The sequence below is a fragment of the Nitrosophilus labii genome, from assembly GCF_014466985.1.
Classification (GTDB): Bacteria; Campylobacterota; Campylobacteria; order Campylobacterales; family Nitratiruptoraceae; genus Nitrosophilus_A; species Nitrosophilus_A labii.
Window position 1 is genome coordinate 641,400 of sequence record NZ_AP022826.1, and the last position, 25,257, is coordinate 666,656.

General features: G+C 31.8%; 23 protein-coding genes. 20 read left to right on the top strand and 3 right to left on the bottom strand.

Translation table 11 applies throughout. The annotated features are described in order from the left end of the window. Window positions 1–132: 132 nt before the first annotated feature. The 16 genes from NIL_RS03240 (at window position 133) to NIL_RS03315 (ending at window position 19,270) form a co-directional block, all read left to right on the top strand. Window positions 133–603, top strand: a complete 471-nt coding sequence (locus NIL_RS03240) for an RNA pyrophosphohydrolase (RefSeq protein ID WP_187648575.1) — start codon at window positions 133–135, stop codon at window positions 601–603. A 104-nt stretch (window positions 604–707) separates the two neighbouring features. After that, window positions 708–1,913, top strand: coding sequence for an aspartate kinase (locus NIL_RS03245; RefSeq protein WP_187648188.1), 1,206 nt, complete (start codon window positions 708–710; stop codon window positions 1,911–1,913). Window positions 1,914–2,006: 93 nt separating this feature from the next. After that, the gene (locus tag NIL_RS03250; RefSeq protein ID WP_187648189.1) at window positions 2,007–2,552 is read left to right on the top strand and encodes a HobA family DNA replication regulator; all 546 of its coding nucleotides are present in this window, start codon (window positions 2,007–2,009) and stop codon (window positions 2,550–2,552) included. Further along, window positions 2,549–3,157, top strand: a complete 609-nt coding sequence (locus NIL_RS03255; protein WP_187648190.1) for a DNA polymerase III subunit delta' — start codon at window positions 2,549–2,551, stop codon at window positions 3,155–3,157. The genes NIL_RS03250 and NIL_RS03255 overlap by 4 nt, the downstream gene beginning before the upstream one ends. 46 nt (window positions 3,158–3,203) lie before the next feature. After that, window positions 3,204–4,343 carry a dihydropteroate synthase gene (gene folP / locus NIL_RS03260; RefSeq protein ID WP_187648191.1) on the top strand — a complete coding sequence of 380 codons (1,140 nt, stop codon included), beginning with the start codon at window positions 3,204–3,206 and terminating at the stop codon, window positions 4,341–4,343. Beyond that, a complete protein-coding gene (locus NIL_RS03265; protein ID WP_187648192.1) occupies window positions 4,340–5,500 on the top strand; it encodes a class I SAM-dependent rRNA methyltransferase in 1,161 nt (386 codons plus the stop codon). Before folP ends, NIL_RS03265 begins: the two co-directional genes overlap by 4 nt. A 328-nt stretch (window positions 5,501–5,828) precedes the next feature. Next, window positions 5,829–6,818, top strand: a complete 990-nt coding sequence (locus NIL_RS03270; RefSeq protein WP_187648193.1) for an MBL fold metallo-hydrolase — start codon at window positions 5,829–5,831, stop codon at window positions 6,816–6,818. A 109-nt stretch (window positions 6,819–6,927) separates the two neighbouring features. Beyond that, window positions 6,928–8,025 carry a PilZ domain-containing protein gene (locus NIL_RS03275; RefSeq protein ID WP_187648194.1) on the top strand — a complete coding sequence of 366 codons (1,098 nt, stop codon included), beginning with the start codon at window positions 6,928–6,930 and terminating at the stop codon, window positions 8,023–8,025. Next, window positions 8,022–8,879 carry a cytochrome-c peroxidase gene (locus NIL_RS03280; protein WP_187648195.1) on the top strand — a complete coding sequence of 286 codons (858 nt, stop codon included), beginning with the start codon at window positions 8,022–8,024 and terminating at the stop codon, window positions 8,877–8,879. The genes NIL_RS03275 and NIL_RS03280 overlap by 4 nt, the downstream gene beginning before the upstream one ends. Beyond that, entirely contained in the window at window positions 8,872–10,923 is a 2,052-nt protein-coding gene (locus NIL_RS03285) for an EAL domain-containing protein (protein WP_187648196.1), read from the top strand. Before NIL_RS03280 ends, NIL_RS03285 begins: the two co-directional genes overlap by 8 nt. 65 nt (window positions 10,924–10,988) lie before the next feature. Further along, the gene (ligA, locus tag NIL_RS03290) at window positions 10,989–12,971 is read left to right on the top strand and encodes an NAD-dependent DNA ligase LigA (RefSeq protein ID WP_187648197.1); all 1,983 of its coding nucleotides are present in this window, start codon (window positions 10,989–10,991) and stop codon (window positions 12,969–12,971) included. Between the two features lie 7 nt (window positions 12,972–12,978). Further along, window positions 12,979–13,698, top strand: coding sequence for a 23S rRNA (cytidine-2'-O)-methyltransferase TlyA (gene tlyA / locus NIL_RS03295; protein WP_187648198.1), 720 nt, complete (start codon window positions 12,979–12,981; stop codon window positions 13,696–13,698). Beyond that, a complete protein-coding gene (locus tag NIL_RS03300) occupies window positions 13,695–14,528 on the top strand; it encodes a bifunctional riboflavin kinase/FAD synthetase (RefSeq protein ID WP_246434462.1) in 834 nt (277 codons plus the stop codon). The genes tlyA and NIL_RS03300 overlap by 4 nt, the downstream gene beginning before the upstream one ends. Window positions 14,529–14,583: 55 nt before the next feature. Continuing rightward, complete coding sequence (locus tag NIL_RS03305) at window positions 14,584–16,632, top strand: thioredoxin domain-containing protein (RefSeq protein WP_187648199.1); 2,049 nt, start codon at window positions 14,584–14,586, stop codon at window positions 16,630–16,632. Between the two features lie 21 nt (window positions 16,633–16,653). After that, window positions 16,654–17,361 carry a carboxy-S-adenosyl-L-methionine synthase CmoA gene (cmoA, locus tag NIL_RS03310; protein ID WP_187648200.1) on the top strand — a complete coding sequence of 236 codons (708 nt, stop codon included), beginning with the start codon at window positions 16,654–16,656 and terminating at the stop codon, window positions 17,359–17,361. Window positions 17,362–17,437: 76 nt separating this feature from the next. After that, a complete protein-coding gene (locus NIL_RS03315) occupies window positions 17,438–19,270 on the top strand; it encodes a GGDEF domain-containing protein (protein WP_187648201.1) in 1,833 nt (610 codons plus the stop codon). Here NIL_RS03315 and NIL_RS03320 read toward each other — a convergent pair. The 3 genes from NIL_RS03320 to NIL_RS03330 are packed head-to-tail and all read right to left on the bottom strand — an operon-like array spanning window position 19,264 to window position 20,966. Then, complete coding sequence (locus tag NIL_RS03320) at window positions 19,264–19,515, bottom strand: hypothetical protein (RefSeq protein ID WP_187648202.1); 252 nt, start codon at window positions 19,513–19,515, stop codon at window positions 19,264–19,266. The two genes, NIL_RS03315 and NIL_RS03320, sit on opposite strands and share 7 nt — an antisense overlap. Then, window positions 19,512–20,531: a DHH family phosphoesterase gene (locus NIL_RS03325; protein ID WP_187648203.1), complete on the bottom strand. Its 1,020-nt coding sequence runs from the start codon at window positions 20,529–20,531 to the stop codon at window positions 19,512–19,514. The genes NIL_RS03320 and NIL_RS03325 overlap by 4 nt, the downstream gene beginning before the upstream one ends. 33 nt (window positions 20,532–20,564) lie before the next feature. Beyond that, window positions 20,565–20,966: an RrF2 family transcriptional regulator gene (locus NIL_RS03330; protein ID WP_187648204.1), complete on the bottom strand. Its 402-nt coding sequence runs from the start codon at window positions 20,964–20,966 to the stop codon at window positions 20,565–20,567. A 170-nt stretch (window positions 20,967–21,136) separates the two neighbouring features. Here NIL_RS03330 and rpsO point away from each other — a divergent pair, with 170 nt between their 5' ends. The 4 genes from rpsO to dnaK all read left to right on the top strand — a co-directional run bounded on the left by rpsO (window position 21,137) and on the right by dnaK (window position 25,173). After that, entirely contained in the window at window positions 21,137–21,406 is a 270-nt protein-coding gene (rpsO, locus tag NIL_RS03335; RefSeq protein ID WP_187648205.1) for a 30S ribosomal protein S15, read from the top strand. A gap of 224 nt (window positions 21,407–21,630) precedes the next feature. After that, complete coding sequence (locus NIL_RS03340) at window positions 21,631–22,446, top strand: HrcA family transcriptional regulator (RefSeq protein ID WP_187648206.1); 816 nt, start codon at window positions 21,631–21,633, stop codon at window positions 22,444–22,446. Window positions 22,447–22,449: 3 nt separating this feature from the next. After that, a complete protein-coding gene (gene grpE / locus NIL_RS03345; protein WP_187648207.1) occupies window positions 22,450–23,004 on the top strand; it encodes a nucleotide exchange factor GrpE in 555 nt (184 codons plus the stop codon). A 276-nt stretch (window positions 23,005–23,280) separates the two neighbouring features. Continuing rightward, window positions 23,281–25,173 (top strand): molecular chaperone DnaK, encoded by a 1,893-nt coding sequence (dnaK, locus tag NIL_RS03350; protein ID WP_187648208.1) that lies wholly within the window; start codon window positions 23,281–23,283, stop codon window positions 25,171–25,173. Window positions 25,174–25,257: the final 84 nt, after the last annotated feature.

Below are 25,257 nucleotides of genomic sequence, written 5' to 3' on the forward strand. Positions count from 1 at the left end.
CCTTTTAAAAAAAATATTTTCTTTGAGAATGTAGTTTAACTATTAACCTATTCTAATTAGATTTTAAATAGTTATAAGTTAATATATCAAAACTTTTAACTAATACAATTTTATAAAAAGGTTCCATAAAAGATAATGAACGAAAAAAGATATAGACCAAATGTAGCGGCTATTATAGTGTCACATAAATATCCACAAAAGGTAGAGTTTCTTATCGCTCTTAGAAATGACGTGGATAATGCTTGGCAGTTTCCGCAAGGAGGGATAGATGAGGGAGAAAGTCCCCAGAGTGCTCTGTTTAGAGAGTTGAAAGAGGAGATAGGAACTGATGAAATAGAGATAATAGCCGAATATCCAACATGGATTAGTTACGATTTTCCTAAAGTTATAGCAAAAAAGATGTATCCTTATGACGGTCAAAAACAGAAATATTTTCTTGTAAGGTTAAAACCGTGTGCGAAAATAGACCTTAAAACCAAAGAACCGGAGTTTAGAGAGTATAAATTTGTGCCATACAAGGATCTTTTCAAACACATAACCTATTTCAAAAGACCTATATATAAAAAGGTTATAGATTTTTTTAAAAAAGAAGGGTATATTTGAAGTTTTAAGTTAGAAGTTTGAAGTTTTAAGTTAGAAGTTTGAAGTTGGAGGTCTTGAAACTTGAAACTTGAAACTTCAAAACTTGAAACTAACAAAGGATTTAGATGCTAATTGTTCAAAAATATGGCGGAACAAGTGTAGGAAATCTTGAAAGAATCGAAAATGTAGCCAAAAGGGTTGCTAAAACCAAAAAAGAGGATAACGATGTAGTTGTCGTGGTTTCAGCAATGAGCGGTGAAACGAATAAACTTATAGAGTATGCAAAACATTTTAGCAAAACTCCAAGTCGTGAAGATATGGATCTTTTACTAAGTTCAGGTGAAAGAGTGACTGCAGCTTTGCTTTCGATAGCTTTGAATGAGATGGGTTATCCGACTGTAGCTATGACGGGACGCCAGGCAGGAATTGTTACAGATAGCTCACATACTACTGCAAGGATTGAAAAAATAGATCCAAAACCGATTAAAAATGAGCTCCAAAAAGGCAAAATTGTAGTAGTGGCTGGATTTCAAGGTATCAGTAAAGACGGGAAAGTTACCACTCTAGGCAGAGGAGGCAGTGATCTAACGGCAGTTGCGCTTGCTGGAGCATTGAATGCCGATAAGTGTGAGATTTATTCTGATGTGGACGGTATTTATACTACAGACCCTAGAATAGAGCCTAAAGCCAAAAAACTTGACAAAATAAGTTATGACGAGATGTTGGAACTTGCAAGTTTGGGAGCTAAAGTTTTACAAAACAGAAGCGTTGAACTTGCAAAAAAATTGGGAGTGATTATTGAGGCTAAAAGTAGTTTTAACGAAAATCCAGGAACAATCATAACAAAGGAAGAAGATATCATGGAAAAGCCATTGGTAAGCGGAATAGCACTAGATAAAAACCAAGCACGTGTTAGTTTAAGAGGAGTTGTGGACAGACCGGGAATTGCAGCTGAGATTTTCAAAGCGCTTGCTGAAGAGAATATCAATGTAGATATGATAGTTCAAACCATTGGACAAGATGAAAAAACAAATTTGGACTTTACAGTACCTGAGAATGAACTTGAGAGAGTAAAAAAGATTATGGAAAGATTTAAAGAAGAGTATGAGTCTATTGACTATGATCCTCGTATCGCAAAAGTATCTATTGTGGGTGTGGGTATGAAATCTCATAGTGGTGTTGCAAGCAAAGCTTTTGAAACATTGGCTAAAGAGAATATAAATATTGAGATGATTAGCACTAGCGAAATTAAGATTTCGATGATAATAGATGAAAAATATAGTGAACTTGCTGTTAGAGCTTTGCATGATGCGTATGAGTTATATAGATGATACGGAGTAATTAGTGAGTAGTGAATTATTTATTATTTTTTACTTATCACTCATCACCCGTTACTTGTCATGATTTACTAAATAGAGGAACAGATGGAATTTGATAAATGGACTCTTAATGCTATTAGGTATGATGAAACTATGATGAGTTGGATGGAGGAGAGAAGGTATGATTGGGTACCTCTTGCCTCTTCGGCTCTTGAAAAGATAGTTTCTGGTTATAGTATCATTTTAATTACAGACAAAGAGAGAGAGTGGTTTGCCGAATATATTTTATATAGTATAAACAAGCCTAATAAAAATAGACCTTTCGTTCCTACATATATTTTAAAAGATATAATCCCATATATAGACAATATAAAAAAAGAGGAAGATATAGAGTTGCTTTATGATATGATAAATCTCTCTTTCAAAGAGGAATACTTTTTTTGGTATATAGGAAAGGGAGATACACCTCGTTCAATGATAGCAAAAAGAAAAGATGACAGCTTTTTATGGATAATGGATGAGCAGATGCAAAACAACTTTTATCTAAAATCCTATGATGATACTTTGGATTTAAAGCTTTTTCAACTATTTAGACTATTCGATAAAAGCCTAGATGCTACTATATTTGGAGAGATTGAACTTAAAATATGATTGAGCTAAAAAGCCAGATAATTGTTACCCATAATTTTGAAAGATCTCTCGAATTTTTTAAAGAACGTATAAAACCTGGTTATCTGCATATAATTCAAAGGGATGAGTTTAAAATCGAAGATGCGAAAGATGCAATAAAAGAGGCTTATATCGCTACTGAAAAGGAAAAATATATAGTTCTAGCGGCCCAAAAGTACAATATCTACTCTCAAAATACCCTTCTTAAAATATTGGAAGAGCCTCCTTCTAACGTAGTGTTTATTGTTATTACGAAAGCCAAATCTTCTTTATTGCCTACCATAAGATCGAGACTCCCGATAGTCTCTTTAAAAAAAGAAAAAAAAGAGCTTTTTGATATAGATATTAAAAATGTAGATTTAAAGTTTGTTTATTCATTTTTGCAAGAGAGCAAAAAAATGCAAAGAGATGAGGCCAAAGAAGTTGTAAAAGCACTTTTGAAAAGCTCTTTTGAAAGTAATCTTAAACTCAAAGAGGAAGAACTAGACCAATTTGCAAAAGCTTTAAGGCTTTTAGAATTAAATTCAAATGTTCAAAATGTTTTAACAACACTCTTTTTAATAATTTTAGAAGCAAAAAGAAGATAATTAAGTACTTTTTAGATTTTACTAATATCTAATATCAAGGAATAAAATGCAGATTAAGAGAATCTCTTCAAATAGTGATATTGTAAAAATTATGGAAGAATTGAGTGTTGATAAGCCCGGTATTAAAATTATGTCCAAAAAGTCAGAAATTTATTTTTTTTATATCAAAGATCTTCATATAGGAGCGGCAAATATTTTAAAACAAGACGCTCTCTCTGTTGGAGCGGATCTTGCTTTACCAAACGGTGCTATTACTTGCAGTTTCAAAAAGTGCGATGCTTTGCTAATAGGGACTAAAAAACACATAGAGATTTTATCAAGAAAAGAGCTGGCACAGCCATATGGATTAAAAGAGTTGGCAAGAGAATTAAAACGTTATATCAAAAAGAGTAATTTTGAGCTAAAGATTATGGGTGTAATAAATGCAAATGATGAGAGTTTTTATCCTAGAAGCAGATTCAAAGGAGAACGCGCTTTAGAAGCTATAGAAAAGATGATAGAGGATGGAGCCGATATTATAGATATTGGAGGGGTATCCACAAGACCAGGAAGTGATGAAGTAGATGAAAATATAGAGTTTGAGAGAGTAAAAGATATAATCGATTTTATCTATAGAACTAGGCTTTTTGAACAAGTCAATTTTAGTATCGATAGTTACAGACCAAAAATAGTGGAATATGCTTTGGATAGAGGTTTTTCTATCGCAAACGATATTACGGGACTTGAAAATGACGAGATGGCAAAAGTGGTTGCAAAATATGGAGTAAAAGTTGTTTTAATGCATAAAAAAGGTGAACCTAAAACAATGCAGATTGATCCAAGATATGAAGATGTTGTACTAGAAGTAGCGGAGTTTTTTAAAAAAAGAATAGAAAAAGCAGAAAAGTTTGGTATAACAAGAGAAAATATCGTTTTAGATCCAGGTATCGGTTTTGGAAAAAGGGTTGAACATAATCTGGAACTTTTAAAGTGTTTGAGTAATTTTAAAAAATTTGGATGTGAGATTTTGGTAGGGGCAAGCAGGAAATCGATGATAGATAAGATAATTCCAACTCCGGTAGAAAAGAGACTTCCAGGAACTCTAGCGATACATCTAAAGGCTTATGAAGAGGGAGCATCTATCATAAGATGTCACGATGTTAAAGAGCATAGACAGGCTTTTGCCGTATATGAAAGGATGAGATGAAAAAAGTTGTTATTAACAAAAAAGCGGCAAAAACTTTGAGAGAGTTTTTTCCTTGGATATATAGAAGCGATATAATCGATCATCAAAAGTTTGAAGCGGGAGAGTTGGTAAAAATAGTTGATGAAGAAGGAAAATCACTAGGAATTGGGTATATCAATCTAAATAGTGTTATTTCTATCAGAGTTTTGGATTTTAAAATTCAAAATGTAGATAAAGATTTTTTTATAAAGCGTATTAAAGATGCTTTGCAACAAAGAGTCGATATATACTCTAACGCTTTTAGAGTGATCCACTCTGAAGCGGATATGCTTCCGGGACTCATAGTTGATAGATATGATGAGTATCTATCTTTGCAGATAAATACGGCTGGAATGTTAAGATATAAAGATATTATTTTGGAAGCTTTAGTAGAAGTGTTAAGACCTAAAGGCGTAGTTATCGATGCTGATAGATACAGTTTGCAAAAGGAAGGGGTAGAGGTCTTTGAGCCTAAAATAGTAGGAAAAGTTCCTAATAATATCATTTTTGAAGAAAATGGCATAAAGTTTAGCGTAGATATAACTAGCGGACAAAAGACGGGGTTTTATCTTGACCAAAGAAGAAACAGAGAGATAGTTAGCAGATATATTAAACAAAAATCCAAAGTTTTGGATCTCTTTTGTAATATCGGCGGGTTTGGACTTTATGCGGCTAAAAAAGCGGATGCTGATGTGGAGCTTGTCGATATCTCTAAAGAGGCGATTGAAAAAGCGAAAAATAATTTTAAATTAAATAATGTAGAGGGCAAGTTTGTATGCGAAAATGTTTTTGATTACTTAAGAGTTTTGAGAGCAGGTGTAAAGAAGTATGATATGATTATCATTGATCCTCCCTCTTTTGCTAAGAATAAAAACCAAAAAAAGGGAGCTTTAAGAGGCTTTAAAGATTTAATGGTAAATGCTTTGAAAATCGCAGATAATCAGGGATATATAGCTATATTTTCTTGCTCATATTATGTATATGAAGAGGATTTGGTGCAAATTGCGCTAAAAGCGTCTAAAGATACGAAAAAGAGACTAAAAATAGTTGAAGTTCTATACCAAGATATTGATCATCCTTATGTAGTTAATATACCAACTTCCAAATATCTAAAAGGATTTTTGTTTAAGGTTTTATAGTATTGTTAATTGAGTGTTCTAAATAAATAGCAAATTTCGCTCAAGCAAGTTATCATTTTTGCTTTCGGCAACGCTTGAAAATTTTATTAAAAAGTGCGAACGGGAGGAGCGTTAAGCCAGCACAAACTGCTTTGCGTTGGTAGCTCCGCACGGCGAGGCGTTTATACAAACTTGCATAGCCTACGCCAGGGGAGCGCCCCTTCGGGGTTGAGCGCACTTTTTTGCTCTTATGACCAACATAAAATTTTCAAGCTAAAATGACAAAGCTTTCGCTCAATTTCTATTTATTTAGAGGTTTCAATTATAAAAGAATCATAAAAGGCGACATTTGGGGCAAAAAACAAGATATCTCTTAAACGAAAGATTAGAGACTATAAAATCAGATTTTAGAGGAGTTCCGTATAAAAAAGGCAAATTTACCGGTGAATTTAGTGCAAGAGAACAAAAAATCTCTGTTAAGGCTAAAAATGTTTTTTCTTTTATAAAAAAGTTTATAAAAAAAGAGATTAAATTTGAAAAAAGTTCTTTGCCTATTATAAAAGATAGAAGCTTTTTATATGAAAAAGAGAATTTCATTATTTGGCTCGGGCATGCCTCCTTTTTGATACAATGCTCCCAAAAAAGGTTTTTGACCGATCCTTGTTTTCATACGATGCCTTTGAAAAAAAGGATAACTCCAGCTCCGTATCATATAAGAGAGTTAGGAGATATAGACTATCTTTTGATATCTCATGGTCATCACGATCATCTTGATTTAAAGAGTATAAAATATGCAAAAACACAGATAAAGATGGCACTATTACCTCTTAAGATGGGGCGGCTTTTAAAAAGAGCAAATCCTCATATAAAGTTTCAAGAGGCAAGCTGGTATCAGAAATATGATCTGAAAGAGAGAGATATCGAGGTTTTTTTTCTCCCCGCACACCATTGGCACAGAAGAAATATTTTTGATTATAACAGAGTATTGTGGGGAAGTTTTTTGATAAAATGTAGAGGTAAAAATATCTTTTTTGTGGGAGATAGCGGTTATAATACCCATTTTAGAGAGATAAAAAATATTTTTAAAAAAATAGATATAGTTATAATGCCAATAAATCCTCCGTATGTCATAAGCGGTAGTCATATGACCCATAAAGAGACTATTAAAGCGATAAAAGATTTGAATCCAGAATTTATCATTCCTATGCACTATGGTACTTTCAATCTTACTACACAATCTACAAGTGAACTTCTTTCTTGGTTTAAAAATCTAAAAAATCGTGAAGATATTAAGGCAAAACTTATTTTGCCCGACATCGGAGAAAAAAAAGTTATTTGAATTTTAATAGAAATTATATATAATCTTTATTGTTTAAAGATTAAAGAAAAATTAAATTTTTTTATGGTTAAAATAGTTATGTTCATTAGTTTTCCATTTAAGGCAAAAAATGTTGGAACTTCCTATTGAAGAGATATTTAAGAATTTAGAGAACGAAAAAGATTTTTTTGAAAGTTTTAAAGACGAGTTTTCTAAGATTTTTGCGGAAAATATATCTCTTGCAAAACCTGGCCTTATGTCTATGTCTGCCCTTGAGACTTTCGGTATAAAGCTTTATGTACTTCTATTTAGTTTTAAAAAAAATCCTCTTAAAGAACTCTATTTGCTATCAAAAAATATGGCACAAAATGATATTAATCTAAATCCTGTGATAATAAAAGTTTTATTAAATAGCATAGGAATGTTTGCTTTGTATCTTTCAGAAAAGGAGAGCTCGATAGAAAAACTGAAAAATTTAATAATTTTAATTGATTTATATTTAACTACAATTGATAAAGCGTATATGGATTATCTTGAAGAAATCAAAGAAGATCTTGAAACTAAAAAAGAAGAGAGCAATGAAATCATACTTTCGCTCTTTGAGAAAATTAAAATAAATAACGATGAACTTGAGATTTTGGATTTTTATAAAGAGCTTCCAGTGGTACTGAAAAGCAAAGTTTTAAAAATAGACAATAAAAACAAAACTATCGAAGTTTCTATAAAAACTGGTAAATTCGGGTATTTAAAAAAAGAAGATAGTTGTTTTTTGAAACATAAATATTTCCCAAAATCGATTTTTGCAAATATTTTAGATAGTAATCCAAAAAACGAGACGTTAATTCTTTATAATTTTAAATTTACGGAAATAGCTCAGGAAAAAAGAAAATTTGTAAGAGTTCAGCCAAAAGAGAAGATTGAAACGAAGATAATCTTTTCAGGAAAAATCTATAAGGGGTATATTAAAGATATTTCCGTTGGTGGTGTTGGTATTTTGATGAAAGACTTTAAAGATTTGAAGGTTGGATTGACTATCGAGTTATATTTTAAACTTTTTACGGGAGAAGTAAATACACAAGGGATAATTAGACATATATCTAAAATAGGTAATTTTGTCTCAGTTGGAGTAGAGTTTTTATCACACTCTGATATAAAAAGAGAGGAAGTAATTTCTGGATATGTCATACATAGACAATTTGAGATTTTAAAGGAGCTAAAGAGTTTATGATGAGGGTTGCTCTTTTTACTTTTATATTTTTTTCTCTACTGTTTGCAAAAGGCCCTATTGAGCCTATTCCAAAAAGATTAATAGTAGATAAACAGAAAGCTAAAATAGGTAAGATCTTATTTTATGATCCTAATCTTTCAAAAGATAAAAAAGTATCTTGTGCTACTTGTCATAAGAAAGAGTATGGTGGAGCAAACAACGAGGAAAAAGGAACCGGAGTATTTGGCAGAAAGACGAAATACAATGTGCCATCAATATACAATCTGAGATTTCAGTATGTATACGGTTGGAAAAACAAAAAATATGACTTAAAGAAGAAAATTGAAGAAGTTATGAAAAATCCAAATATTATGGAAGCCGATTTTAATGAGATAGTAGCTTATATTAATAGTAATAATTTTTTAAAAAAGATTTTTTCAAAAGCTTATAAAAATATAAACAAAGATGCTGTTATTGACGCTCTTTATAATTACCTTTTAACTCTCAATACAACTGAATCTAAGTTTGATAGATATCTTTTAGGATATGAAGAGCTTTCTTCAAAAGAAAAAAGCGGTTTTGAACTTTTCAAAAGATATGGTTGTATTGCATGTCATAATGGAAAAAGCTTGGGAGGCCATTTTTATTTTAAACGCGGATATTTTTTGGATGAGAACAATCAAGAGTTTATAAAATGTCCGTCACTTAGAAACGTAGAAGAAAGTGCACCATATTTTCATGACGGTAAGATTAAAACTTTAGAAGAGGCTATAAAGTGGATGGCTAGAGCACAGCTTGGAAGAGATATAAGTGATGAGAATGCTCAAAAGATAGCAGAGTTTTTGAAATGTTTGACAGGAAAAGTAAATGATTAAATGGATTAGACTTTTTGTTGTTGTTATTTTTCTAATTTTTTTCGCTCTTTATGTTAAAAAGATTTTGGATTATGAAAATGTTTCGAAACTTTTTAGTTTTGAAAATAAAATAGACAATCTTGGAAGTTTTAACCACTTTTTGAACGACGAGATTGAAAAGATAGTAGGATATAGGTATGTAAACTATGATGACATAATTGAAAATATTAAAAAGTTTAAAAAGAGTTTTGAAGAGATAAAAAAAGATGAGTTAGTAGATAAAATCGGTTTGAGAGACAAACTTGAAAAGGTATATGAAAAGTTTGAAAAAGAGATGTATATAATCGAAAGGATTATACAAGAATCAGCAGTTATAAAGAGTTCATTTTTATATCTTCCTTCTTTGGAAAAAGAGATTATGGTATCAGGTTTACGGGATAAAAAAGTGATAGAATCTATTCATGAAGTCTTGGAGATACTTTCATATCAGATTTTTTTAAGAGACAAAAATATAAACGGAAAGTTTTATGAAAAAATAGATATTATTAAAAATTTCAAAACAGACGACAAAAAGTTAGCTAATGCATTGAAAAATTTTTATAATCATTCTATGCTCATATACAACTCTATAGGAAACTTGACTCCTCTTTTAATAAATTTTCAAATAATAAATAAAAATTTAACTAAAACTATAGATAAATTAACAATTGCTATCTATAAATATGAAGAAAATTTAAAAAAGAGAAATCTTTTTATTGAAGGTTTGCTGCATAGCTCAATGTTTATTTTTGCCGGAATGATTTTTTATCTTATCAATAAAGAGCAAAAAATAGAGAATGAACTAAAAAGAATGGCCGAATATGACTATTTAACAGGTCTTCCTAACAGATATAGACTTTTGAAAGACCTTAAAAACATAAAAAAGTTAAAAAAATGGGTTTATATAGTTAGATTTGATATAGACAATTTTGCATATATTAATGAAAAGTTTGGAACTGCGATTGGCGATAAGGTTTTGAGATTTTTCACTGAGATTTTAAATAAACATTGTCCAAAAAGTGTTTATAGAGTTACTTCTGATGAATTTGTTGCATTATGTAAAACTGAAAAAGAGGAGGATATCCTCTATTTTTTTAAAAACCTAAGCAATGATATTAAAAAACATTCTCCCTACTATTTTACAATAAGTGCCGGAGCTTATAAACTAACAGAGGATTTCGATATAGAAAAACTAAACTATTATCTACACTCTGCTATATACAGTGCTAAAAAGAGAGGGGGAGATAATCTAGTTTTTTATAGTGACAAAGATTTTTTCATAAAAGAGTATCAATATTTTTCCAATATTGGAACTGAAATAAAAAAAGAGATAGAAGAATCCATAAAAGAGGATAGATTTTTTTTGTGTTTTCAGCCTATTTGGAAGACAAAGGAAAAGAAGATTGTAAAATATGAGGTTTTGGTAAGGTTGCAAAAAAACAATACAATTATACCTCCTGTAGATTTCATAGAACTTGCAGAAAAGTTCAATCTTATAGGTAAAATTACTAGAATAGTAATAAAAAAGGCTTTTAGAGTCTTTAAAGAAAAAAGAATTCCTATCTCTATAAACCTTTCCGCTTTAGATATATTGGACGAAACTCTTATAGAGTTTATAGTCCAACAGAGCAAAAATTTTAAAGTAGAAAACAGATTTATTACTTTTGAAGTTACCGAAACGGCAGTTGTAAACGATATTGATAAGGGAATTGGCTTTATTAAAGAGCTTAGAAAATATGGATTTAAGTTTGCAATAGACGATTTTGGAGTTGGTTACAGCTCATTAAAATATATTTATGATATGCCTGTCGATTATATAAAAATAGACGGCTCTTTTATAAGAAAACTTGATAAAGATGAAAATATGAAAGAGTTTGTAAAAAATATAAATACAATTATAAAAAGCTCTAATAAACTCTCAATTGCCGAATATGTAGAGAATGAGAAGATATTGAAAATTCTTGAAGAGATTGGCGTGGATTATGCTCAAGGCTATTTTATAGGAAAACCCTCTTTTACTATCTAAACTAAGACAAAAAAACTCTTTTAAACCTTATCTTGTTATAATTTTTAAAAAAATAAAGGTGCTCAATGATAAAAAACCAAAAAGAGTATAAAGAGGCTGTTGAAACTTTAAAAAAATGGGCATACGCCTACTATGTATTGAATGATCCTTTAGTTTCTGACGAAGTATATGACAAACTATACCGTGAAGTAGAGGAGTTTGAAAAAGTTCATCCAGATGAAATAGAACCTACATCTCCAACCCAAAGAGTGGGTGCAGAACCAGCAAAAGAGTTTAAAAAAGTAAAACATCTTACAAAAATGTGGAGTATGGAAGATGTTTTTAATGAAAACGAACTAAATGACTGGATAAATAGAGTATATAAAAATGCCAAAACAAATGAAGTTGACTTTTATATAGAACCGAAATTTGATGGTGCAAGTTTAAATCTTATTTACGAAAATGGTCTTTTAAAAAGTGCGGCAACCAGAGGCGATGGGGAAATAGGCGAAGATGTTACAGCAAACGCGAAAACTATTGCTTCTATTCCTTTGGGGATAGATTATAAAGGAGTGATAGAGATAAGAGGCGAAGTAGTAATAAGAAAAGACGATTTTGAAAAACTAAATCAAGAGAGAGTTGAAAAAGGTGAAACTCCCTTTGCCAATCCCAGAAACGCAGCTGCTGGAAGTCTTAGACAATTAGATCCAAAAATAACTGCAAAAAGAAAGCTGTTTTTCTATCCTTGGGGAGTGGGATACAATACGCTAAACTATAAAAACTTAAAAGATTTAATGGATTTTGTTTACTCTTTTGGATTTATTAAGCCTTTTAAAAGAGCCATCTGTAAAAATTTGGATGAGATAGAAAATATATATGAAGAGTTTAGAGCCATAAGAGACGGTTTTCCGGTAATGCTAGATGGTATGGTTGTAAAGGTAAACCAAATAGAGCTTCATGAAAAACTTGGATATACCGTTAAATATCCAAGATGGATGGTTGCGTACAAATTTCCCGCAGTTGAAAAGATGACGACAGTGTTAGACATAATCCCGCAGGTTGGAAGAACGGGGGTAATCACTCCCGTAGCTATAGTTGAACCTGTGGAGATTGAAGGCGTGGTAGTAGAGCGGGCAACGCTACACAACTATTCTGAGATAGAGAGAAAAGATCTAAGAATCAAAGATAAAGTTATCATCATAAGAAGCGGTGACGTAATCCCGGAGATAACTAAAGTTTTAAAAGAGTATAGAACAGGCAATGAGAAAAAGGTTGAAAGACCAAAAAACTGTCCCGTATGCGGAGAACCCGTACTAGATGAAGGGATACTTATAAAGTGCCAAAATCTAAGTTGTCCCGCGCGTGTAGTAAACTCTATAATCTATTTTGCCTCAAAACAGTGTTTGGATATAGAGGGGTTAGGCGAAAATACGGTAAAACTTCTATATAAAGAGAGTTTGGTAAAAGATATAATCGATATTTTCTATCTAAAAAAAGAGGATCTTCTCAAACTTCCAGGTTTTGCAGAGAAAAAAGCCGAAAATCTTATCAAAGCTATAAAAAAAGTAAAAGGTGTAGAGTGCTGGAGGTTTATAAACGCTTTGGGAATAGAGCATATTGGCGAAGTAGCTAGTAAAAAACTTTGCGAAAAGTTTGGGTTAGATTGGTTTAGAACCAAAGAGGAAGAACTAATAAACATAGAGGGTTTTGGTCCCGAAATGGTTAAATCGATAATGGAGTTTGTAAAGGTTAATAGAGAGAAAATTGAGAAGCTAATAGAGCTTATTCAGCCAACTATACCTAAAAAAGAGGAGGTCAAAGAGACTCTTTTCACTGGTAAAACAGTAGTTCTTACAGGAACTATGAGAGAATCTCGCTCTAAAATCAAAGAACTGTTAGAGTCTTTTGGGGCACATGTGACAAATACAGTTTCGCCTCATACTGACTATGTTTTCTACGGTGAAAACGCAGGAAGCAAATATGAGAAGGCAAAAAAGTTAGGAGTGACTCTAGTGCCAGAAGATAAGATGTGGGATATGATCGAAGAGGTACAAAAAGAGATAAAGTGAGTATTTTGTGAGACTGGATAAGTTTTTATTTGAAAAAGGTTATGTTCAAAGCAGAAGTAGAGCGAAAGAGTATATACAGAATGGTTTTGTAAAAGTTGATGGTAGAGTTATAAAGAGTTCTTCTTTTAAAGTTGGCGAAGAGAGTATGATTGAGATCTTGAAAAAAGATGAGTATGTAAGCAGAGCCGCGGAAAAACTTAAAAGTTTTTTAAAAGGAGGTGAATATGAGTTTATCAAAGGCTCTATTTGCCTCGATGTGGGAGCTAGTACAGGGGGCTTTACTCAAGTTTTGCTCCAAAAAGGAGCTTTGAGGGTTTACGCTTTGGATGTTGGCTCTTCTCAATTGTATGAAACTTTAAAAAAAGATAAAAGAGTTGTTAACCTGGAAAAAACAGATATAAGAGATTTTTTCCCGCTAAAAAGATTTGAGGTAGTTACTTGTGATGTCTCGTTTATAAGCCTTCATAAGATATTATCTGAACTAGATAGAGTATCAAAGGGCGATTTGATAATACTTTTTAAGCCTCAATATGAAGTGGGAAAAGATGTAAAAAGAGACAAAAAAGGCGTCGTTTTGGATAATGAAGCTATCCAAAATGCTAAAGAGAGGTTTGAAAAAGAGTGTGAAAAACTAGGCTGGAGGCTTGTTAGAAAAGAGGTTTCAGTTGTAAAAGGGAAAGAAGGAAATGAAGAGTTTTTTTACCATTTTAAAAAGGATATAGGTTGATTGGTAAAAATATGAGTGAGATAGAAGATATAGCTTTGGGCGCATTTGATGGAATGCATCTAGGCCATAAAGCTCTTTTTGATAGGCTTAGTGAAAAAGGTGCCGTAGTAATTATAGACAAGCACAATGCAAATATAACTCCCGGCAGATATAGATGTGAATATGTAGATCGCCCTTGTTTTTTTTATGATATAAAAGATATAAAAGAACTTGACGCAAAAGGTTTTTTGGAAAGAGTAAAAAAAGATTTCCCTAAGCTTAAAAAGATAGTAGTCGGTTACGATTTTGCATTTGGAAAAGATAGAAAATACTCTATTGAAGATTTAAAAAAATATTTTGACGGTGTGATTGAAGTGGTAGATGAGGTCAAAAAAGATGGTATTTCTGTTCACTCAAGAGTAATAAGAGAGTTTATCAAAAAAGGTGATATAAAAAGAGCCAATACTCTTTTAGGCCATACATATAAGATAGTTGGAGAGGTTGTAAAAGGACAGGGACTCGGCAAGAAAAAACTATATCCTACAGTAAATGTCAACCCTAAAGATTTCGTTTTGCCCAAAAACGGTGTTTATGCAACTATAACCGATGTAAACGGTTTTTATGAGCCTTCCGTAACTTTTATAGGAAAAAGAGTTTCAACTGACAAAATATTTTCAGTAGAGTCTCATATCATAGGTAAAGATATAGGAGAGGCTAAAGGGGAAGTGACGATTTTGTTTTTTGATAGAATAAGAGACAATAAAAAATTTGACAATTTAGAAGATCTGAAAAAGCAGATAGAAAAGGATATAGATATTGCTCTTGAAATTGTTAAAGAGCATATTATATAAGAATTAACGTCTATTATTCTCAATTTTCAATCCCAAATTTAAATCAAGGAAAATGATGAAAAAACTTATATTGTTGATTATTGCAATAAGTTTTCTGTCTGCCGGTCATAAATATACAAACGCATTGATTTATGAAGAATCCCCATACTTACTTCAACATGCTCACAATCCCGTAAATTGGCTTCCATGGGGAGAAGAGGCTTTTAAAAAAGCAAAAAGAGAGCATAAACCCATTTTTTTATCTATAGGCTATAGTACTTGCCACTGGTGTCACGTGATGGAGGAGGAGTCTTTTGAAAATGAGGAGATAGCCAAACTAATAAACGAAAATTTTATACCAATAAAGGTGGATAAAGAGGAGCGTCCCGATATTGATAAATATTACCAAAAAGTTTATCAAGTGATTCATCAAAGAAGTGGAGGCTGGCCTTTAACCATAATACTAACGGAGGATTTGAAACCTTTTTTTGCAGCTACTTACATTCCTCCAGAAGATGGATATGGGGTTAAAGGGTTAAAAACTATTTTACCTGTTTTGGCAAAAGCATATATAAACAATAGGGAAACAATAGAAAAAAGAGCCGACGCCATTCTATCTTTAATGAAAAAAGTAGAGAATGCTGAATATGTTCCGGTTCATCTAGATTTGAGTATCGCTAAAAAGTTTCTTATGCAAACAAAAGAGTATTTTGATCCGGTCTATAAAGGTTTTTCAAAACGTATAAAATTTCCCGAATCCAGTAGAATAAGAGCTTTGATAGATATTTATATGATCACAAAAGAAAAGAGTGCTTTGAAAATGGCTAATGAAACGCTAATAGCTATGGCAAAATGGGGCATTTACGATCAAATAAACGGTGCTTTTTTCAGGTATACCACAGATAGAAAATGGCAAATCCCACATTTTGAGAAGATGTTATATACAAATGCCGAGTTAATAGACGTTTATACAAGAATGTATAAGATTACAAAAAATCCTCTTTTTAAAAAAGTTGTTGAAGAGACTATTAAAGAGATTGATACAAGATTTGGATACGAAGGACTCTATTTTAGTGCAAGCGATGCGGATACGGAGGGAGTAGAAGGGGGATTTTTTATCTACGATTATCAAAAAACTTTCGACTATTTTGTTAAAAACGGTTTTAATAAACAAAAAGCAGAAAAAACATTGGCTTTTTTTGGGATAAAAAAGGATGGAAATATAGACGGTGATTACTCAAATCCATATATAGACTCTGAAATTGAGCTAAATGATAATGATAAAAGTAAAGCTTTGAAACTTTTAAGAGAGATTAGAAAAAAAAGAAAATACCCCTTTATAGATAAAAAGATTATAGCCGCATGGAACGCTATGTATATAGATGCCAAGTTGAGTGCATATTATATACGTGATTACTTCAAAAAAGAGGCATTGAGTTCGTTAAATACATTGATAGAGAAGATGTATATAGACGGAGTATTGTATCACCAATATATCCCCCCATTTAAGCCTACAAAAAAAGCGTTTTTGGAAGATTATGCCTATTTGGTAAAAGCTTTGTTAAGTGCATACGAGTACACTCTTGAAAAAAGATATCTCGAGCTTGCAAACAAATTTTTAAAAGAGGCTAAGGAGAAATTTTTCAAAAAAGGCAAATGGTATTTAAGCAATGAAAAGTTTAGAACAGTTGCGGATCTTAACGATAGCTATTATACCTCCGCCCTATCGGTTATGATACATAACTTTTTAACGATTGGGGCATTAAAAGAAGAGTTGAAATATTTAGAAGATGCAAACTATATCATAAATAGGCATTCCGCTTTGATTTTTCATGATCCAGCAGCTTTCCCCGAAGCGACAAGAGCCGTACTTAGGTTAAAAGTAGGAGATGTTATCATAAAAAGTATGAAAGAGAAGATTTTAAAAAATCTAAAAAGAGTTTTAGATATCAAATATCCTTATATTTTTGTAAAAGAGGAAGATACTGAGCAATTTTTGGCTTGCAAGATCGATACCTGTTTTATTAGCGACTATGATTTAAATAAAGTTATTGAAAAGATAGAAAATCTTTTAAAATTTGAAAAAAAAGGCATTAAAGTTAAGTGGGATAAGAAGATTGAGTAGTACTCTAATAACGGAGAATGGATGGAAGATAAAGTTTTTAGCAAACCTATAAAAAAACAGTTTGAATTTGATGAGGAAGTAGCGTCTGTATTTGACGATATGATAAATAGATCCGTTCCTTTTTATAAGGAGGTTTTGGAACTAGTATCTACATTAGCCGTTAAAAACGTAGAAAATAACGGGTTGATTTACGATCTAGGGTGTTCTACAGGATCTACTTTAATTGAGATTTTCGCTATAAGTGGCAAAAAACTAAGACTTGTAGGTTTAGACAGTTCAAAAGCTATGATAGAAAGAGCCAAAAGAAAAGCAAAAGCATATAACGCAACCATAGAATTTATTGAGGGAGATATTTTAGAGTTTAGTTTCGAAAAGGCAGATCTTTTTATATCGAATTACACTTTGCAGTTTATTAGACCGTTAAAAAGAGATAAACTTGTCAAAAAGATATATAACTCATTAAAAGAAGACGGGATTTTTATATTTAGTGAAAAAGTGATTAGTGAAGATAAGATACTTAATAAACAGCTCATTGATATCTATTTTGATTTTAAAAAAAGACAAGGGTATAGTGATTTTGAGATTATGCAAAAAAGAGAGGCTCTTGAAAACGTATTGGTACCCTATAGCGTAAAAGAGAATGAAGAGATGATTAAAAATGCCGGTTTTAAATATTGTGAAACCATATTTAGATGGGCCAACTTTGTGACTTTTTTTGCAAGAAAATAGATATTTAAAGATAAATTAAAGATATTTATTTAAAATAAACAAACCTTAATAGAACTTAACTAAAGAAAGTTTCTAAATGAACCTAAAGAAAAGATTTAATCTGTTTTTAGTTCTTTTTGTTTTTGCTATATTGATACCTACAATAATAATATTAATTGTTAGTTTTAGAGACTACTCCTTAAAAAATGCCACTAACAAAGCTCACATTGTAGCCAATATCGTCAAAGACGGTCTTACGACGCATATGGAAAATCACATAATGGATAAAAGAGAGCTGTTTTTATCAAAAATTAAAAGAATAGATGGAGTAAAAGAGTTAAAGATACTTCGTTCTGAAAATGTTGAAAAACAGTTTGGAAAAAGTATAGAGAGTTTTCAAAAAATAGACTCATTGGAAAAGGAAGTTTTAAAAACGGGAGAAAAAAAAAGTAAGATTATAGAAACAAAGGATAAAGTATTTTTAAAAGTTGCAATTCCTTACGTAGCCTCTGCTTATGATATTCCAAACTGCTTAAAATGTCACAATGCTAAAGAAGGGGAAGTTTTAGGCGCTATTAGTATGGAGTTTGATATAACCGATGTTAGAGAAAACTCTTTAGTTACTATCGGAAAAATAGCGTTTTTGATTTTTATAATCTTTGTTATAGGACTTTTATTTATTAATTTTTATACCAAAAAATATGTAGGTTTTTTTGTAAATCTTAAAGGAATTATTCAAAAAGCTTATGAGGGTGACTACAGTGGAAGGCTTGAAACTTTTAAAGATAAAGAATTATCTGAAATTAGTAAAGGATTAAACGCTCTTTTTGAAAAAATAGAAAGAAGTCTAAGTTCTATCACCAAAAGTGTGAATTATTTCATAAATTTTAAAGCAAAAAGTAGCGATCCTTTGTTGTCGGTTCAAGAACTTGTGTATGAGCTTGCCTCTATATACAAATTTAAAAATATTATTGAAAAAGATAAAAACAAATTTCAAATATATAACAGGATTATAGAGCTTTTACACAATAAGTATGAAATATACGATTTTATTTTTTATGAGATAGATAAGAAATCTGGTATCAGAAAAATTATATATAACAATTTAAATGAAGAGATATGTTGCAGTGCCAATGAGGAGATCAATCTATGTAGAGCATTTAGAACACAAAACAGAGTGATCTCCGATAAATATCTTCATATTTGCGAAGCTTCAAAAAGCGAAAAATTTTATCTATGTTTACCTTTAAAGATTACGGATGATTATTCGATAGTTTTATCTTTTGTAACATCTGCTAAAAATGAACACAACAGAGTTAAAGAGATTGTTGATAATTTGAAAAATTATCTAAATGTATCTAAAACAGCAATTGAGACTCAGATATTACTTGAAGAACTCAAAGATCTGAGTTTAAAAGATAGAATGACAGGGGCCTATAATAGAAGATATTTAGATATATTTGTCAAAGAGAGCATTCCTAAAGCTCTAAGGAGTGGTACGCCATATTCTATCTTAATGCTTGATATTGACCATTTTAAGATGGTTAATGACAAATACGGACATGATGCCGGAGATAAAACTATAAAAGAGTTGGTAAATAATATTTCGGCCAATATCAGGGAGTCTGATGTTATTGTTAGATTTGGTGGCGAAGAGTTTTTGGTTTTACTTTATGATTGTAATAAAGAAGATGCCAAAAAAGTTGCACAAAAAATAAAAGATAACTTTAACTCTAAAAAAATAGATGTAGGTAAAGCTGAGATTAGAAAAACGGTTAGTGTAGGAATTTCTGAATTTCCTAAAGATACGAAACAGTTTTGGCAGGCTATCAAGTTTGCAGATATTGCTCTTTATAGAGCAAAAGAGGAGGGGAGAAATAAAATAGTAATTTATAATCTCCAGATGTTTAAAATGACTGAAGATTATTGATTTGTAAAAAGAGAAGGGCGGCTTTTTTTTAGATACTCAATTACTTTTATTATCTCTTCATAACTCATTTTTCCATCCTCTTCAAAAACCTCATCCATGGCTTTTATATAGGCATCTATAGCCCGAGGTATCATTTTTTTAGGGACACCCGCATAATATAGCGCTACGCTTAGCATATCAGCTATTTGCATAGCCATCTCTTCGATCTCAAACTCATCTAGATTGTTTTTTAACTCTTTTTTCACTCTTTTTCCTTTAAAAGTTCTTCTATATAATATTTTAATTCTAAATAGCTAAACTGCTCTTTAAAACCTTTGATCTTACCTCCACTAGCGTTAGGATGCCCACCGCCTTCAGCTATTTCGTAAGCCATTTTTGATACGTCTATTTGATTGTTTGCTCTAAGACTAAAGGTGCCTCTATTGTTTACATTCATAAAAAAATGAAAAGAGGGATTTTTGCTTAAAAAGCCGTTTCCAACAATAGAACTATTTTGGATTCCAAAGGTTAGTATCCCTTTTTTTCCCTTATAATAAATAGTCATTTCCTCCTTTTTGTTATTGAGTAGATTTACCATATATTGAGTAACCATATTGTCAAGGGTATCTTTTTTGTCTTTTATAAAAAATCTTTTTTTTAGCATGTAGATATTGTCGTCTAATTCGATATGTCCATACTCTTTATCGATATATTCGAGGGCAAACTCCAATAGAGAGTGTTTGTAGATTACGTTCTCTTTAGGAAACATAAACCTATTTATCTCTTTTGCTTCATCTACAAGTCTCATAGAGACTTTACCAAACTCAAATAGAGTATCTTCTTGAAGCCAGATATCAACAGCGTTTATAGCATTTATTAATTTTTCAATATTTGTCAGGTTATATTTTTGACTGAAAAAATCATATGTTATTTTAGAAGCAGATCTTGTTATATCAAGATAATACCATTTGAATGTTTGAGCACTTTCTAAACCGGTGGCATGATGGTCTAGTAGTTGTAACTCTATCTCATATCCATTATTTTGAAACTTTTTTACTTTTTCATCCAAATATTTTGATTCTTCTAATGTCAGATTAAGATCAGTAATTAAGATGAAGTTTTTTTTATCTTTTTCTAAACTGTTTAATATCTGATCTATTCTTACTAAAACCTCTTCTCCATAATTTGCGTTTAAATACTCTATATTTTCAAAAATATTTTTAGTTACATATTGACATCCGTAACCGTCAAGATCCGTATGAGAGAGATGAAAAACTTTCAAGTTAGTTCCTTTAATGTGTAAATCAAAAAATATCTATTCCATAAGGTCTTGCAAAGTGAGTTCTTCTAAAAAGATATCGATTTTATTTTGAAGCTTGTTTAAAAATGGCCAGAGTGTACAAAAACTTCCTTTATTGCTTGGACAATACTCTTGAGCCGGTGAACAGTCAAAAACACTAATATTTTTTCCTTCGGCCGATTTGGCAATCTCTTTTATAGATAACTCTTTAGGGGATTTTGCAAGCATAAATCCACCTGTTGCTCCTTTGAACGACTTAAGTATTCCTTGTCTAGCTAGATTTTGTAAAATCTTTGCCAAAAAACTTTTTGGAATACCAAGTTGTCTTGAAAGCATATCAGTTCCCATAGGCTCATTTCTTTTCGCTATTAAAATCAATGAAAGCAATGCATATTCCGTAGCCCTTGTAAATAACATCTTTTACCTCGTTAAATATCTTTTTGGGTTAAATTATACAAAATTTATCCTATTTTTTATTTGAGCTTACTTTGTAACTATTTGTATAAAGAAATTGAAAAGAAAAACTTGCAAAAATATTATATTTAGATATAATGTCACTTTCAAAACAGACCAATCAGGAGGCTAACATGGCTTTGGATTCGGCGAAGAAACAAGAGATCATCGCTAAATTTGCAACAAGTGAGAACGATACAGGTTCACCAGCAGTTCAAATCGCTCTTTTGACAGAGAGAATCAAATATCTGACTGAGCATTTAAAAGAGCATAAAAAAGATCACTCTTCAAGACTTGGACTTTTAAAGCTTGTAGGTCAGAGAAAAAGACTTTTGAGATACTTAAAGAAAAAAGATTACGATAAGTATCAAGAAGTTATAACTGCTTTAAATATAAGAGGATAAAAGGTATCTTTACCTTTTTCCTTATATTTATACTCCTTTAGTACCTCTAAGAATATCTCTTTTTTTATTTTCATCCATCTTGGTTTATTTATTTAATTTTCTTAAGCACTATGATGTTATTATCTGTTTATATTATTTTATTCTATGTCAAGTTATTGATGTAAAATAACTTGACATAATCTAACTCAATGTTATATAATAACTTCAGCAATTAAAGAGTATGAGTGCTAAAGAGTGAAAAAATGAAAGATAAAAAAGAGGTTATTTTAAACACAATAATCAAAGAATATATAAAAAACCCTATACCTGTGAGTTCTAAATATCTTCAATCGAAGTTGGATATTAAAATCTCATCGGCTACAATAAGAAACTATTTTAAAAAAATGGTAGAAGAAGGGGAACTTGAACAGTTTCATATAAGTAGCGGAAGAGTTCCGGCACTACATACTCTTAAAAATTATTGGAAAAAAAAGTTAGACGTAAATAGAGAATTAAATATTGAAAATAGTACAAAGATAAAAGAGTTTACGAAAAATTACAATATATTTTGTGAATTTAAGTTTTTTGAACCAAATAGACTTAAAGAGGTAATTGATCATAAAAATAGATTTTTGATACTTGAATTTGAAAAGAATGAGTTTATAATAGATTATAGCGAACCTTTTTATAGATTTTTTAATGAATTTATAGGTGTTGAAGTAAGCGATTTGGTAAATATCTGTAAACAGATAGGTCTTACGACTTTAGCAAAAAAACTAAATGCAGTATCAAACGAAGATATAAATATAGAAGGTATCAAAGAGCTTTTGGAATTGATTTCCAATAATAGAGAGTGGGGTAATAGATATATCAAAGATATTCTAGATGGAACTATTTTGGACAAGCTCAAACCCGGGCTCTATTTTGAAGAGCTTCTTCCAAAAGGATATCTTGCTTATAATAGTAATGCAAAAATAGAAAAAAGAGATGCAAAGATGCTTTGTATAGGAGCTCTTTGTAGAGATTACGAGAGTTTTTTTAAAAATTTGACAAAGGAGTGAAAAATGGCTGAAGAAAAAGAACAAGAGAAAAAGGTTGAAGTAAAATCTCAAGAAGAGCAAAACGAGCAACAAAAGGAGTCTAACGATATTCAAAAAGAGCTTAATGAACTAAAAAATAAACTTGAAGAGTGTGAAGATAAGTATGTAAGAGTACATGCAGATTTTGAAAACACAAAAAAGAGACTTGAAAGAGAGAAATATCAAGCTATAGAGTATGCTTTAGAAAAATTTGCGCAAGATTTGTTGCCGGCTCTTGATAGTTTAGATATGGCTTTGGCAGCTGTAAGCGCTGAAAATTTAAAGGCCGAAGAGGCTGTAGAGCAGTTAAAAGAGGGTATAAAACTTACAATTGAGCAGTTTATAAAAGCTTTTGGAAAACATGGTATCGAAGTAATAGAAATAGAAGAGGGGGGAGAGTTTAATCCGCATCTTCACGAAGCTCTGCTTCAAGTAGAAGACGCCGAGAAAAAGGCTGGCGAAATAGTTCAAATTATCCAAAAAGGTTATAAGTATAAAGAAAGAGTACTTAGACCTGCTAAGGTTAGTGTCGCTAAATGAGCGAGGATAAGCCGTAGGCTTAAGAGGTAAACTGCTTTGCCTCTGTATCCGAGCGAAAGCTGCGACTATATGCGAATCCTAAGCTTTGCTTAGTGATGTGCATAGAAGCAGCTGATTTACCTTGGAGCAAATCGTAGCTTTGAAGAAGTTCACGATTTGCGGTTAGAAAAATTATTGCCAGTTTTATTAATAAATTGCTACAAAAGTAGCAGAAAAGTTTAGCCAAACCGGCTAAAATATGTATAAGACTAAAGAAATTAATTAAAAGGAGAAAAAATGGGAAAAGTATTGGGAATCGATTTAGGAACAACTAACTCATGTATGTCAGTTTATGAAGGAAAAGAGGCAAAAGTTATACCAAATAAAGAAGGAAAAAACACTACTCCTTCCGTTGTTGCTTTTACAGATAAAGGAGAAGTTTTAGTAGGTGATCCCGCTAAAAGGCAGATGGTAACAAATCCTACTAGAACAATCTATTCTGTAAAAAGAATTATGGGTTTGATGTGCAATGAAGATAAAGCACAAGAAGCCAAAAAGAGGCTTCCATATCAGATTGTAGATAGAAACGGAGCTTGTGCCGTTGAAGTTGAAGGAAAAGTTTATACTCCTCAAGAGATAAGTGCAAAAATATTGATGAAACTAAAAGAGGATGCCGAGAGTTATCTTGGCGAAGAGGTTACCGAAGCTGTTATTACCGTTCCAGCATACTTTAACGATGCTCAAAGAAAAGCTACCAAAGAGGCAGGAGTTATTGCGGGATTAAACGTTCTTAGAATTATAAACGAGCCTACTGCTGCGGCATTAGCTTACGGTCTAGATAAAAAAGAGGCGGAAAAGATAGTTGTTTACGATCTAGGTGGTGGTACTTTTGACGTAACAATCCTTGAGACAGGTGACAACGTAGTTGAAGTTTTGGCAACAGGTGGTGACGCTTTCTTAGGTGGTGATGATTTTGACAACAAAATTATTGACTGGTTGGTTGAAGAGTTCAAAGCCGAAAACGGAATAGATTTAAAACAAGATGTTATGGCTCTTCAAAGATTAAAAGAAGCAGCAGAAAATGCTAAAAAAGAGCTTAGTTCAGCAACGGAAACAGAGATTAACTTACCGTTTATCACAGCTGACCAGACAGGTCCTAAACATTTAGTTAAAAAAATAACAAGAGCGAAATTTGAATCAATGATCGAAGATTTGGTTGAACAGACTATCAGAAAATGTGAAGAGGTTCTAAAAGATTCAGGACTCTCTAAAGATGAGATCAATGAAGTTGTTATGGTTGGTGGTTCAACAAGGATACCTTTTGTACAACAAAAAGTTAAAGAGTTTTTTGGAAAAGAGCTTAACAAATCTGTAAACCCTGATGAAGTTGTTGCAGTAGGCGCAGCGATTCAAGGAGCTGTGCTAAAAGGTGATGTTAAAGATGTGTTGCTTTTAGATGTTGTACCGTTAAGTTTAGGAATCGAGACTCTTGGCGGCGTTATGACAAAACTTATCGAAAAAGGTACTACTTTGCCGGTTAAGAAAACTCAGATTTTCAGCACAGCAGAAGACAACCAACCTGCAGTTACGATACATGTATTACAAGGTGAAAGAGAGCTTGCAAAAGATAACAAATCTTTAGGTCAATTTACTCTTGAAGGTATTCCGCCTGCACCAAGGGGAGTGCCGCAAATCGAAGTTACCTTCGATATCGATGCAAACGGTATTTTAACTGTTTCGGCTAAAGATAAAGCAACAGGCAAGGCCCAAGAGATTAAGATTACGGGCTCTAGCGGTCTGAGCGAAGAAGAGATAGAAAAAATGATTAAAGATGCTGAAGCGCACAAAGAGGAAGATAGAAAAAGAAAAGAGCTTATAGAAACCAAAAACCAAGCTGACGCTTTGGCTTATCAGACCCAAAAGAGTCTAAAAGAGGTTGGTGATCAAATAAGCGCTGAAGATAAAGCTGCTATAGAAAAAGCTCTTAATGAACTTAAAGAGACATTAAAAGATGAAAACGCTACTAAAGAGCAGATAGAGGCTAAAGTACAAACACTTACCCAAGTTAGCCATAAACTTGCTGAAGCCATGTATAAAAAAGAGCAAGGCGGAACAACCGAGGCAAAAGGCGGAACAGAGAGTAAAAAAAGCGGTGGTGATGACGAAGTTATAGACGCTGAAGTAGAGTAATATATTTCGGTATGGTTAATCCATACCGAATAGCATGATTCTCTAGTTTGCTACTTTAAACTTCAATTAATATTATAAATATTA